Below are 12,245 nucleotides of genomic sequence, written 5' to 3' on the forward strand. Positions count from 1 at the left end.
ATAACCCTTGATACCCAAGTTTAAAAATGTTTCGCTTCATAATCGGTGCTATTTAAATTCAAGTAGTGATTATTGATTCCTTTTTGGTTTTTCTTCAAAGACTTCGGTTACATGCTTAGTGTAGTCCAGCCATGTCCCATTTTTGAATTATTTCTTTAATAAATTTAGAAACCTTTGCATTTACTTTCTGGAAGTATTCATCTGCCTGAGCTTGATTAAAATTTGGGTATCCCTGTCCCTCCTGATATAATGCTATAGAGGAAGGGAATGGAGTGGCGGACCAGGTTCCCGCTTCAGGATAGGCAGTTGCCAAATCGGCTCTGTATCTTTCTTTATGAACCAGGGTAGGGTCAATTGCCTGAATGTAAGCAGTCTCATTCAGTCCGGCATGCCCACCATCTTCTTTGAAAACCTCCATAGTAACATCGGATGCAAACGACCACCAATTGATTACCAAGGTTCTTACGCCAAGTTCATTTGAAATTTCGGCCGTTACTTCTTGCAGAACTTTAGTTTGTCCTCCTCCATGGCCGTTTAAAATGATAATATTTTTAAATCCATTTCTGGCAAGACCTTTTAAGATATCTCTGATAAAATGACGATAGGCTTCTTCTGTGATTTGAAATGCTCCTGGATATGCAGCCATGCTACCGGTGATCCCATAATTTAGGGTTGGGGCAATGAGCGCATTCACATCTTCTGCTATTTCTTTTGCCATAGCTGTAGGAGCGGTATTATCTGCTCCGTTATTGACCACGCCATGCGGTTCGAGGGTGCCTGTAGGCAAGAGAACAGTGGGGATTTTCTCGGGAACAAACTCTGCAAATTCCATCCAATTGATTCTGTCCATCTCTCGTGAGGAAGGATTTTGCTGGGCAAAAAGAACAGTAGCATTGAGAGCGATTAAACTTGGCACTAAAAATAATTTCATGTTTTAGATTTTAGCGGGCATTATATAGGGTGTAACCTACAATTTAACCTATGTCATTTCATACTTAGGTCCTTTTTCCAATTTTTTTTAGAATAATTCCTCTTGTCCTAAATCCAATCGACCAACCTAGCTCGTAACTCTTTTTCAAATCACCTCTTCTAATTCTGATGCGTGATTGATTCTTTTCAAATGAAAACCATAACCGGATTATTAACCTAAACACTCAGAAAATGAAAAATGAAGTAATTAAGCCACAAGGACTGGTCAAAAATGCCAACCGCCGACAATTCCTAAAAACAGGCTCACTATCAGTAGCCGCTGCGGGATTGATCATGGTAGGCTGTAAAGATGTAGAAGATCTGAATCCAATGCCTCCTGTAGGAGATGGCGTAATGCTAGGCTCAGGAGATATCGGGATTTTAAATTATGCTTATGCACTCGAGCAATTGGAAGCAGCGTTTTATGCTGCAGTGTTGCAAGGATCCTATTTCAACAATGCCAGTGCGGAAGAAAAAACGATCATGGGCGACTTGGAAAAGCACGAAAGAGCGCACCGAGAGTTTTTCAAAGCAGCATTAGGAGATGCAGCCATTGCGGATCTGGAAGTTGATTTTAGTTCTATAGATTTCAGCAGCAGAACATCAGTGCTTGGCGCTGCCAAAACTTTTGAAGACTTGGGAGTAGCTGCATACAATGGGGCTGGTCAGTATATTCAGAACGTAGATTACCTTTTGATAGCGGGGAAAATTGTATCGGTAGAAGCTAGACATGCAGCTGCGATCAGAGATTTGATCAATCCAGGTTCTGCTGATTTTGCAGGTGATGATTTGATCGATGCCAATGGGCTTGAGCGTACGCTGACTTTCAGCCAGGTATTGACTGCCGCAAGTACGTACGTGACTACACCAATAGATTTTAGCCAACTACCAACATCATAATCAACCACTTTAAACTACACTAGATATGAACTTATTAAAATTGCTAGATAAAATGTGCCCGGATACAAATAGTCCGGAAGAGAAGGAAGTTTTTTTCTCCAGAAGAGAGGCCTTTCGCCAGTTTGGAGACATGAGTAAAAAAGTAGCTATGGCTGCTGTGCCTCTTGGAATTCTGTCAGCTTTGCCTAAAGTAGCAAAGGCAGATACTGCAAGTTTGATAGGTGTATTGAATTACGCCTTAACCTTGGAGCATTTGGAGTATAGATATTATCAGATGGGGATAGAGTCAGGCGTAATTGATGGGGCTGATATGGCTATTTTCACCAAAATCAGAGATCATGAATTGGCTCATGTGAATTTCCTTCAAGAGGTAATTTCTAACGTGTTAATGGGAACACCAGTAGCTGAACCGGAATTTGATTTTACGGCTGGAGGCAACTTTATGCCATTCTCTGATTACCCTACATTCTTGGCGCTTTCTCAAGCTTTTGAAGACACAGGAGTGAGAGCGTATAAGGGACAGGCAGGAAATGTTATGGAAAATGATGTGGTTTTGACTGCTGCACTTTCTATACACTCAGTGGAAGCTAGGCATGCTTCTATGGTCAGAAGATTGAGAACAAAGAAAGGTCAGGATGATGTGAAAGGATGGATCACCAATGACTCTATAGGATCACTTCCAGCAGCGACTCAACCGATTTATGCTGGTGAAGATAACGTATCACACGGGGGTGTAAACGTGGTAAATCTAACTGGAATAGATGCGGCGGCAGTTGCTGAAGGATGGGATGAACCGCTTAACAAAGATCAAGTGTTAGGGATTGCTTCGCTTTTCCTTGCATAGAAAGAGTGATTAGTTGGGGTTAAGTGGTTAGATGTCACTTCCGTTTGGAGGTGGCATCTTTTTTATTTCACCGCATAGCACCCAGAGGGAAACGCAGAGAAGGCAGCTATTTGTTATCGTTATACTGCTTCTCCAGAAGCCGGGTTTTACCTTGACTTTCTTGAGAATCTCCCGCAGATAGGCAGAGATAAAAATTCTTAGATTCCTGCAGATTTTATTCTGCTTATTACTCGCTAGCTTATAATATGCGCTTTGAGAGATTATAGCTCAATCTTATACAAAGCACAAGGCTGCAATCTTGGGTATTCCAATAGGTCTGGGTGTTCAAAGTCATATTCGTAGCTCATACCGATTTAATATTGAATTATTTGGCTTTAAGCACGATTCTCTATTTATCACTGTTGCAGATACTAATACGCTCTGTGTAAATAACTCGAAACTCTCTATCATGCATTTTATTTCTCCTCAAAAATTTGATCTTGAAATAATATCTGCAAATGATTTAGGAGTTTCATTATTTGGAAAAACCATTTTAGCGTGGATGTATATACCCAGGAGATTTCAGGAAAAATAGGCAATTACATGGAACTCTATGTGCCTAGGAAAACGGAAATTATGAATGTTGATACATCTGAGAATGGCAAATTAACTTATTCAGACCCTAAAGAAGTTGATCAAGAAGAACAATAATCATTTCTCTTTTCCTTTTTAAATGGAAGATATCGGAGATTTAAATGTGATTGAAAATTAATCTTCAAGTTCCACTATTACCTCGATCTCCACAGCCATATTATTTGGTAATGCAGCGACTCCTACGGCCGATCTGGCATGCTTACCTTTTTCTCCAAAGACTTCTACCATAAGATCAGAAAAGCCATTGATTACAGCGGGCTGTTTATCGAATTTTGGATCGGAGTTAACCATTCCCAATACTTTCACAAACTGTTTCACTTTGCTTAGGTCACCTGTTGCGGCCTTTAGCATAGCGATGACTTCCAGTCCTGTTTCTCGTGCTGCCTGATAACCTTCTTCGACGGTCAGCTCTGCGCCAACTTTCCCTATGACATCTGGTCCAGTTCCTGATACGTATAGCAGATTGCCGACTTGTTTCCATTTCACATAGTTTGCTATTGGCGTACCAACTTCGGGTAGGGCGAGCCCCAGTTTTTCCAGATTTTGCTCCGGTGTCTGAGCATTTGCAAGGAAAGCCAAGAAAAGTAAGGGAAGTACGAAAATGAAGCTCTTGTTTTTCATAAAAAGGAAGTGTGGTTTTAGTATTTCTAAGCTAAGTGATTCTTTTTACTTTAGCATTCATATTCTAAAAAGTTGTACTGATGGATCAGATTGAGATAATACCCTATTCACCTGAATTAAGCCCTTTTTTCAAATCAATAAACCAAGCTTGGGTGGAAGATTATTTTTCGATTGAGCCATTTGATCAGGCCCAGTTCGACCGTCCAGAGGAGACGATTATCCAGCCTGGGGGTACGATTATTTTTGCTAAGCAGGGAGAGCAAATCATTGGTACCGTAGGTCTGCATAAGGTTTCTGATGAGGTTTATGAACTTATCAAAATGGGGGTTGCCTCGCAGGCGAAAGGAAAAGGAATAGGAATGATGCTGGCTCTGGCGATTTTAGAAAAAGCCAAGGAAATGGGAGGGAAGAAGGTGGTGCTCTACACACATTCCAAGCTAATCCCAGCTTTAAGAATTTATGAGAAGTTGGGATTTAAAGATTCTGACCTTGAGCCTGGCAAATACTGTCGCTGCGATATCAAAATGGAAATGGATCTGTAGAATGACTTATACTAATTTTTATCATGAGTTTAACTGATTCTTGACAGCTAAAAATGAGTTGAATATGTAGAGATTTAGGATCAATCATTTCCCTTTCAATCATGAAAAAGATCCTCGTTCCCTTTGATTTTTCCTCGTACTCAGTGGTGGCACTCAAAACTGCTCAAAAAATCAGTGCTAAATCGGGTGCAGAGATACTCTGTGTTACAGTTATTCCATCCGAAGTGGATTGGGAATTACTCTCCGATGAGGCGAAAAAAAACTATCCGGATTTAATCGAAGAATTTGAAGAAGCTCAGGAAGTGCTGCCGGATTATATTCTTAAGATTGCTCCAGCCAAAGCCCCAATCCGACAAATTGTTAGAATAGGTGTTCCTAATGAATTAATCCTTCGGGTAGTTCAAGAGGAAAATCCTGATATGCTGGTGCTTGGTGCTTATGGTAAAGGGTATGAAGAAGGAAACTTCATTGGATCAACCTTACAAAAGGTACTTAGAAAATCTAATTGCCCTGTTTTGGCAGTGAAAGAACCTCTAGGTGGAAATGATTTCCGGAAAGTTGCTTTTGCATCCAATTTTGAACCAAAATCCAAAGTAGCTTTTGAAAAAATCAAGCCACTTATAAAGCTCTTCAAAAGCACCGTCCACTTACTTTTCGTCAATATTCCTGCTCATTTCACCTCCACTCAAGAAATCACTTCAAGAATGGATTGGTTTAAGAAAGGACACGAGGAATTGACTTTTTATAAGCATATTTTCAATGACACAGAAGTAGAAAAGGGCATGATTGCATTCGCCGAAACCCAGAATATTAAATGGCTTATTTTGGTAACGGGTGATCATAGTCTTGCTCCTTCCTATCTAGTAGAAACTACCGAAACTTTGATTTTCAAAAGTGGTTTGAGTGTGCTAAGTGTTAAAGGCTAGCTTACCAGAATCTGAATGCTTTTTCGTACACTCTGTTTCTAAAGAAGAAGTTGTCCCAAATGTCAGGAGAGAGATAAATTTCCACTCCAAAATTTATAGTCATGTAGCCATCATACCGATGCGTCAGACCAGAACCACGGCGTATTCTCCCGTTATTTCGTAGGATCTTATCCACATCTGGTAACCCATTATCATCAAGGAAATTCGGATTTCTAACTGCTAATCGTAGTCTATCCGGATTGTTTCCGGTCACATAATCATCTACCAAGTCTAGATAAAATTCACTGATATTATAGGCTGAAATATCATCCATATAGTCAGTAAGAGTAAATCTGTAATTTCCTTCCAGGAAAAGATCCATATACACGTTCATCTTATACTTTAATCCTAACCCCATCGGAAATGTGATGATATATCGGTTGTAAGGATTGTTTTCCAGTTGCAGAGGTCGCAAATCTACCCACTCATCATCCAGCTCAGCGGTAGGGTTGTTAGTAGACATACCGAGTCCCGCAAAAATATATGGATTCAGTAGGGAGCGATGGATATTTGGGACTTTTACAGGATTTAAATAGTATTCCACCATAGCTGTAGCCTCCCAGTTTTGTGCTCTGAAATGTAGGTTTCTGGGGGTTCTGTATGCTCTCGGGTCTGAGGGGGGATCTTGACCTGACATTTTGATGTAGGAGAAATCCATTCTAGCTCTGAGATTAGTCCCAAAAGTATAATGTGCTGCTATATTCGCATTCCAGTCAGGTTGGATACCTTCATTATACTTCCAAAAGGAATACAATTCTCCATAATACTGTGTCATTCCAGCACTTGCAGAAAATGACCAAGGTTCTTCAAACCGAAAACGATAAAAACTTTGCGAGAAGGCTTCTGTCGTTGAAAGTAATAGAATTATGAATAGAATTTTTTTCATAGAAAGCCTCCACTTGATCTTCCGTAAAAGGGATCATGGGTGAAAATTAGGCTAATTTTCTAACTTATCAAACCCCGATTTAAGGTGAAGATCTCGTTGAGGGAATGGTATCTCAACTCCTTGCTCACCAAATTTTTTGAAGATGGCATAATATAATTGGCTTTTCAGCACTTTTGGTCTGTTAATATACTCTGAAGACCAAACTCTAAGCGTAAAGTTGATGCTATTGTCTCCATAGCTGTCAAAAAGTACGTCAGGGGCAGGAGTATTTAGGACTCCAGCATTTTCTTTTGCTGCTTCGATTAAGATGCCTTTTATTTTTTCAGGGTCCTCTTTATAGGACACGCCTACCGGAAAATTGAAGCGAATATTTCGATCATTATGGGACCAGTTTATTACTGGACTGTCAATAAACTGGCTGTTCGGGACGATTATGGTAATGTTGTCATTTGTCACAATGGTGGTGGATCGAGCCGAAATTCTAATTACATCTCCCGTCACATCACCTACCTCGATGCGATCTCCCACTTTTATGGGTTGCTCAAAGAGTATAATTAACCCTGAAATAAAGTTATTTGTAATGTTTTGTAGACCAAAACCAATACCTACACCCAAGGCACCTGCAAGAATTCCGAAAGCACTTAAGTCAACGCCATTTGTCTGAAGAATTGAGAATACTCCTGCCAGAATGAGCACATACTTCACTATCATTCCTATCGAAGCTCTTGTGCCCGAATCAATCTGATAGCGATTTAAGATCTTGTGAACCAGAAATCTTCTGATCCATTCAGTAACTATAAAAAGTATTACAAATGAGATAATTAAGGTGAGAATCAGCCCCACGGTTAGCTTAGAATCTCCAAGGTTAACCAGGCTGTAGTTGAATACTTGCTCAATCCACTCAATAAAACCCTGCGCTTTTTCCTCTGCCACTTCTTTTATTTCTTGTTGCATTTAATTCTTACTTACTTTTATTTTTCTTCTAGCCCCAACTATCCAGAATTGCATTTAATGTACTATAATTCTGTTAAAACATGCAATCCTTTGCATTGTTCGTTTTCTTTTTGTTGGATAAGAGTGAATGGAGATATTTAATTGAATTTGGCTAATTTTGAAACATGAGCAAGCAAAAAGAAGAGCTGGAGCATAGGCTGAAGCTTAGAAATATTAAACTCTCGGATTACGATGATATCCGGGAAATCATGGTCTCTATTTATAAAAATCAAGGTGGGGCCTGGACCAAAGAAGAGCTTAAGAACCAGTTAAAAGCATTTCCTGAAGGCCAGATTGCGATAGAAGATAATGGTAAAGTAGTGGCCGCAGCGATGAGTCTGGTTGTCGACTACAATAAATTTGGCGACAACCACACCTACGATCAGATCACGGGTTTTGGGAAGTTCGACACCCACGATATGGATGGCGACACCCTATACGGAACAGATGTGTTTGTACATACCGATTATAGGGGAATGAGGCTTGGGCGTAGATTGTATGATGTGCGAAAAGAGCTTTGCGAGAATCTTAATCTTCGATCTATAATCGCAGGAGGTAGAATTCCTGGATACACGAATTACGCTGACGAGATGACTCCTCGGAAATACATAGATCTGGTAAAAAACAAGGAGATTTTTGACTCAGTCTTGTCTTTCCAGCTGGCTAATGAATTTCACGTAAGAAAAGTTATTACCAAATATTTACCATCAGACACTGATTCCAGAGCTTATGCCACGCTTCTCGAGTGGATCAATATTTATTACGAAAAGGACGAAAAGCTAATCGGTAACAAGAAGTCAATTGTCCGTCTTGGATTAGTTCAATGGAAGATGCGCCGCTTCTCCAATGTGGACGATCTGATGCAGCAGGTGGAATTTTTCGTGGATACGGTGTCTGGGTATAAGTCCGATTTCTGCCTACTCCCAGAATTCTTCAATGCACCACTTTTGGCAGAATTCAATGATATGGATGCTTCTGAAGCCATCCGTAATCTGGCAGATTATACAGATGAGATTGTCAGCAGGATGAGTGACTTGGCTGTTTCTTATAATGTGAATATCGTTGCGGGTTCTATGCCAGAGTACGATGGTAAAAAGCTAAGAAACGTAAGTTACCTCTGTCGTAGAGATGGTACGCAGGATAAGCAATACAAGCTGCACATTACGCCTGATGAGGCATCCTACTGGGGTCTTCAAGGTGGAAACGGGATCAATGTGTTCGATACCGATGCAGGTAGAATCGGGATTTTGATCTGCTATGATGTGGAATTCCCAGAATTGGGAAGAATCCTCGCTGAACAGGAAATGGACATTATGTTCGTTCCTTTTTGGACAGATACCAAGAATGCTTTCCTTCGGGTAAATACCTGCGCAAAATCCAGAGCAATAGAAAATGAATGTTATGTTGCTATCACAGGATCTGTGGGGAATCTACCAAAAGTAGAAAACATGGATATTCAATATTCCCAGGCTGCGATTTATTCTCCTTCAGACTTTTCCTTTCCGCATGATGCAGTAGTTGCTATGGCCTCCGAAAATGAGGAAACGATTATTGTGGCGGATGTGGATTTGGATTTATTGACAAAGCAGCGGAAAGCGGGAAGTGTACGAAACCTCGAGCAAAGAAGGCTCGATCTTTATTCAATTCAATGGAAACAGAAAAAATAGTAGCTGCATACTTCGCTCACATTTCTGATGAAGTGTGGGAGAGAGCAGCCAAAATAAAATTAATCATCACGGACATCGATGGAGTGATGACAGACGGCGGAATTATCTACGATGATAATAAGCTGGAGTTTAAAAAGTTCAATGTCAAAGACGGATTGATCGTCTATCACCTTCGCAAAAGTGGCTTAATGGTAGGTGCCATCACGGGTAGGGAATCTTACGTGGTCCAAAATCGCTGTGAAGAGCTAAAGTTTGACTTTCATTACCATGGTGTCAAGAACAAGGGTAAGAAGTTTAATGAGGTTTTGGAAACTCTTGAGTTGCAGGCTGAGGAAGTCGCTTTCATCGGTGACGACTTAATTGATTTGCCGATTTTATCTCGTGTAGGCTTGGCGGTAGTTTCTAGCGATGCAATGGAATACGTGAAGCCGATTGCGCACTATGTTTCTAGATTTAAAGGAGGAGAGGGCGTTTTTAGAGAAGTAGGAGATTTGCTTCTTCATTCAAACGAACAACTTGTACCCTTAATTGACACTTTATCCCAAACCGAAAATGATAAGAAATAATAAGCCCATGCGGATCACTGATTCGGTGATTTTGGGAGAAGAAAAACCTGTTTTATTTGCCGGTCCCTGTGCTGTAGAGAACTTTGATATCTGCCTGGAGATTGGTACCAAAGTAAAAGATTGGGCCGAACAGCACGGATTTTCTTATGTGTTCAAAGCTTCTTTTGATAAGGCAAATAGAACTTCATCTGGTTCGTTCAGAAGTATTGGTATGGATAAATCGCTGGAAGTTTTACAGCGTGTAGGGAATGTTTTGAACGTTCCTTTGGTGACAGATATCCATGAAAGCTATCAGGTCAAAGATGTGGCTGAAGTCGTGGATGTGCTTCAAATTCCAGCTTTCCTATGTCGGCAGACGGATTTGCTTTTAGCCGCAGGCGAAAGTGGAAAAGCTGTCAAAATCAAGAGAGGTCAGTTCATGGCACCTGAGGATATGCAGTATGCGGTGACCAAAGTGCGGTCAACTGGAAATGAGAATGTATGCCTCACTGAGAGAGGTTTTTCCCTAGGTTACCACAATCTAGTTGTTGATATGCGCGGACTTCCTATCATGCGTCAGTTTGCTCCAGTGGTTTTTGACATCACGCATTCCGTACAGCAACCAGGAGGACAAGGCGGAAGTAGCGGAGGACAGCGGGAATTTGCGCCAATTTTGGCGCGGGCTGCAGCGGCGACGGGTATAGATGGGTTTTTTATAGAAACACATCCAGATCCTTCCAAAGCACTCAGCGATGGACCAAATTTGATTCCCCTTCACAAAATGGGAGGCTTTCTGGAAATGCTAAAAGAAGCATGGACACTTGGTAGAAAGTATCAGGACTTCGAAGTTGAATAATCTTTCAAGCTATATGATCAAGAGATTTATACTCCTTTTGCTCCTGAGTACTACTCAGGGGCTTTTTTGTTTTGGTCAAAACACGGACCTCCAGGATAATATTCGTATCAGACTGGAGCTGGATCAGCCAGATGTTCCACTTAATGTGCTACAGCAGGAGCTTTATGCCAAAGGCGAAATTTATCATTTCTATTCCAATAGGTTATTTAATCCTGTTTGGACAGAAAAGGGTGTGCTTACAGAATTGGCTTATGAGCTACGGTTTGAAATTAATCAAAGTAAGTTTGACGGGCTGAATCCACAGGATTATCACCTAGACTTAATCAATCAATTCTTTTTTCAATTTGAATCCAATAAAAAACAAGCCACCCCTAATGCCTTGGATGACTTAGCAGATGTTGATTTATTGCTTTCTGACGCTTTTTTCCATTTGGCAGCACATCTGGAAGTAGGGAAAGTAGATCCAAAGAAGTTAGCTGGTGATTGGGAAATTACCACAAAGACTTCTAAAGTTTCCTACCCCGATTTACTCAAAGCAGCTGTAGAAAAGAAGCAAATTCGTCAAACCCTAGAGACTCTTTATCCTACGATCACGGTTTACAAAAAAGGTCGCGAGGTCATCCGGGGTTTAGATGAAATCCGCAAGCAGGATACTCTCAATTGGAAAGCTGTCAAAGTTTCGAAAACTATCAAAGTTGGGGAAACTCATGGGGGAATTCCAAACTTAAGGGAGCGGCTAGCTTTTTGGAAATTTTTGGAACCTTACGTTTTTGAAGATGAAAAGCAGTATGATTCCACAATGTTTTTGGCTGTTCAGAAATTCCAACAAAGAAATGGCTTAGAACCTGACGGAGCATTGGGTAAAAATACGATTAATGCTTTCAATCAATCTCCGACAGATTTGATTGACAAGGCTTCTGTGAATATGGAGCGACTGCGCTGGTTGCCTGATACGCTACGTGGTGCCGAAATGATCTTGGTTAATATTGCCAATTATCAATTGGATTACCTAAGCAATCGGGATACACTTTTTTCGACGCGTGTGATCGTGGGAAAGAAATATCATGAATCACCGATTTTCTCTTCAGCCATGAGTTACATAGTTTTTAGCCCATATTGGAATCTTCCAACTTCTATTGTGCGAAATGAAGTGATGCCTGCTGTGCGAAAAAACCCGAATTACCTGTCACAGAAAAATATGGAAGTGGTCACTTTTTCAGGCAAAGCAGTAGATCCTGCATCTGTGAATTGGAGTGGTAAATCTATTCCTTACATGGTAAGGCAGAAGCAGGTGCTACTAATTCCTTGGGATTGGTGAAGTTTATGTTTCCAAATGAGCACAGTGTTTACATTCACGATACGCCAGCAAGAAGTCTTTTTACAAGAGAAGATCGCGCCTTAAGTCACGGCTGTATTCGTATTCAAGATCCTGCAACTTTTGCTGAACTATTGTTGCGCAATAACAAAGCGTGGACTTCGGATAAGATTAATTCGGCGATGCACCAGAACAGAGAGGAGATTGTCAATCTTGATCGTAAAATTCCTGTAGTATTATTGTACTTAACATTCTGGGCAGATTCCAAAGGACAAGGACATTTTCGTCAGGATATCTACGATCGCGATGCTGAGGTTTTGGAAGCTCTTCGAGATTAAATCAGGTGTTTTGCCCCAATTTGGGAAATATAGTCTCAGTGATCAGTCTCCTTAGATTTGACTTCATAGTTTAAATTTTTCTTAAGGGTTTGAAAATGAATTAGAAAGGTTTAAATCTGGGGCTATTATCGGTTGTGCTATTTAAGCGTACGAACTTTGACTTAATAAAAG

At 40.6% G+C, this 12,245-nt stretch carries 14 protein-coding genes; 10 read left to right on the forward strand and 4 right to left on the reverse strand.

Features of this window, described 5'->3' with window-relative positions; genetic code table 11:
• Positions 1 to 115: 115 nt before the first annotated feature.
• Positions 116 to 931 carry a creatininase family protein gene (locus tag AC0L6R_RS20240; protein WP_473272862.1) on the reverse strand — a complete coding sequence of 272 codons (816 nt, stop codon included), beginning with the start codon at positions 929 to 931 and terminating at the stop codon, positions 116 to 118.
• A 230-nt stretch (positions 932 to 1,161) separates the two neighbouring features.
• Here AC0L6R_RS20240 and AC0L6R_RS20245 point away from each other — a divergent pair, with 230 nt between their 5' ends.
• The 3 genes from AC0L6R_RS20245 to AC0L6R_RS20255 all read left to right on the forward strand — a co-directional run bounded on the left by AC0L6R_RS20245 (position 1,162) and on the right by AC0L6R_RS20255 (position 3,403).
• Entirely contained in the window at positions 1,162 to 1,869 is a 708-nt protein-coding gene (locus AC0L6R_RS20245) for a ferritin-like domain-containing protein (protein WP_283411499.1), read from the forward strand.
• Positions 1,870 to 1,894: 25 nt separating this feature from the next.
• Positions 1,895 to 2,713, forward strand: coding sequence for a ferritin-like domain-containing protein (locus tag AC0L6R_RS20250; protein WP_283411498.1), 819 nt, complete (start codon positions 1,895 to 1,897; stop codon positions 2,711 to 2,713).
• Positions 2,714 to 3,250: 537 nt separating this feature from the next.
• Positions 3,251 to 3,403, forward strand: a complete 153-nt coding sequence (locus tag AC0L6R_RS20255; RefSeq protein WP_473272863.1) for a hypothetical protein — start codon at positions 3,251 to 3,253, stop codon at positions 3,401 to 3,403.
• 57 nt (positions 3,404 to 3,460) lie between these two features.
• Here AC0L6R_RS20255 and AC0L6R_RS20260 read toward each other — a convergent pair whose 3' ends face one another.
• Positions 3,461 to 3,967, reverse strand: a complete 507-nt coding sequence (locus AC0L6R_RS20260; RefSeq protein ID WP_473272864.1) for a RidA family protein — start codon at positions 3,965 to 3,967, stop codon at positions 3,461 to 3,463.
• An 80-nt stretch (positions 3,968 to 4,047) separates the two neighbouring features.
• Between AC0L6R_RS20260 and AC0L6R_RS20265 the strand changes: the two genes are divergently transcribed.
• Both AC0L6R_RS20265 and AC0L6R_RS20270 read left to right on the forward strand, forming a co-directional pair.
• Positions 4,048 to 4,509 carry a GNAT family N-acetyltransferase gene (locus tag AC0L6R_RS20265; RefSeq protein WP_473272865.1) on the forward strand — a complete coding sequence of 154 codons (462 nt, stop codon included), beginning with the start codon at positions 4,048 to 4,050 and terminating at the stop codon, positions 4,507 to 4,509.
• A gap of 101 nt (positions 4,510 to 4,610) precedes the next feature.
• Positions 4,611 to 5,435, forward strand: coding sequence for a universal stress protein (locus AC0L6R_RS20270; RefSeq protein WP_473272866.1), 825 nt, complete (start codon positions 4,611 to 4,613; stop codon positions 5,433 to 5,435).
• A gap of 1 nt (position 5,436) precedes the next feature.
• On the opposite strand, the gene AC0L6R_RS20275 is transcribed toward AC0L6R_RS20270, so the two are convergent.
• Positions 5,437 to 6,360 carry a hypothetical protein gene (locus tag AC0L6R_RS20275; protein WP_473272867.1) on the reverse strand — a complete coding sequence of 308 codons (924 nt, stop codon included), beginning with the start codon at positions 6,358 to 6,360 and terminating at the stop codon, positions 5,437 to 5,439.
• A gap of 51 nt (positions 6,361 to 6,411) precedes the next feature.
• On the reverse strand, positions 6,412 to 7,314 hold the full coding sequence (locus AC0L6R_RS20280; protein ID WP_283411488.1) for a mechanosensitive ion channel family protein: 903 nt from the start codon (positions 7,312 to 7,314) through the stop codon (positions 6,412 to 6,414).
• Positions 7,315 to 7,478: 164 nt separating this feature from the next.
• On the opposite strand from AC0L6R_RS20280, the gene AC0L6R_RS20285 reads away from it, so the two are divergent.
• The 5 genes from AC0L6R_RS20285 to AC0L6R_RS20305 are packed head-to-tail and all read left to right on the forward strand — an operon-like array spanning position 7,479 to position 12,074.
• Positions 7,479 to 9,020: a carbon-nitrogen hydrolase family protein gene (locus AC0L6R_RS20285; protein ID WP_283411487.1), complete on the forward strand. Its 1,542-nt coding sequence runs from the start codon at positions 7,479 to 7,481 to the stop codon at positions 9,018 to 9,020.
• The gene (locus AC0L6R_RS20290) at positions 9,002 to 9,586 is read left to right on the forward strand and encodes a KdsC family phosphatase (RefSeq protein ID WP_283411486.1); all 585 of its coding nucleotides are present in this window, start codon (positions 9,002 to 9,004) and stop codon (positions 9,584 to 9,586) included. Before AC0L6R_RS20285 ends, AC0L6R_RS20290 begins: the two co-directional genes overlap by 19 nt.
• Positions 9,573 to 10,421 carry a 3-deoxy-8-phosphooctulonate synthase gene (gene kdsA / locus AC0L6R_RS20295; RefSeq protein WP_473272868.1) on the forward strand — a complete coding sequence of 283 codons (849 nt, stop codon included), beginning with the start codon at positions 9,573 to 9,575 and terminating at the stop codon, positions 10,419 to 10,421. The genes AC0L6R_RS20290 and kdsA overlap by 14 nt, the downstream gene beginning before the upstream one ends.
• 13 nt (positions 10,422 to 10,434) lie before the next feature.
• Positions 10,435 to 11,739 carry a L,D-transpeptidase scaffold domain-containing protein gene (locus AC0L6R_RS20300; protein ID WP_473272869.1) on the forward strand — a complete coding sequence of 435 codons (1,305 nt, stop codon included), beginning with the start codon at positions 10,435 to 10,437 and terminating at the stop codon, positions 11,737 to 11,739.
• Positions 11,736 to 12,074 (forward strand): L,D-transpeptidase family protein, encoded by a 339-nt coding sequence (locus AC0L6R_RS20305; protein WP_473272998.1) that lies wholly within the window; start codon positions 11,736 to 11,738, stop codon positions 12,072 to 12,074. Before AC0L6R_RS20300 ends, AC0L6R_RS20305 begins: the two co-directional genes overlap by 4 nt.
• The last annotated feature ends 171 nt before the right edge of the window (positions 12,075 to 12,245 follow it).

It is taken from the genome of Algoriphagus sp. 10J20-15 (assembly GCF_055809615.1).